This window comes from Vibrio sp. 2033, assembly GCF_033339735.1.
On record NZ_JAWOVC010000814.1, the window covers coordinates 1 to 522 of the forward strand.

Consider the following 522-nt stretch of genomic DNA (forward strand, 5'->3'; position numbering starts at 1 on the left):
TGTTGCAGGGCTGGGTTTTGTTAGTAATGCGTTCAACTTAGGTACGGTAGATGCCTCATTTCGAGTCAGTAATTTTAAAGATCAATCCAGCTCATACGCGCTGAGTTACAGTTACCAATCTAGGTTGTTTAGCTTCGCTGCTAGAACGCAAGTGGAGCAAGCTGATTTCTATACCCTGTCACATTTGCCAAATTACGAGAAGCTTAATAAAGGGGAGGAGGCATCGCTGAAGTCTCGTCATGTATCGCAAGTCAACATGGGAGTACGCTTAGGGGATTGGGGCTCACTTTCCGGTGGCTATTTCGATATTCAGCAAACCGATTCTAGCTCGCGTACACTCAATCTTACGTACAGTTATGCTCTGCCTTTTGATATCAATATGTCGCTCTCATACAACCACAGTATTGGTGGTCAGGCAGTGACATTAGCGCAGTTCTCGTTGCCCTTTGGTTCGCTTGGCGGCAGTGCCGGCTTAACGCTGAAAAGGGAAGATGATGGCGATTTGCGAGGACGCGTCGGGTA

The 522-nt window shown here is 47.3% G+C and carries 1 pseudogene; it reads left to right on the top strand.

The features are described 5' to 3' along the window. Positions 1 to 522: pseudogene (locus R7P74_RS29250) on the top strand (fimbria/pilus outer membrane usher protein); the annotation flags it as partial.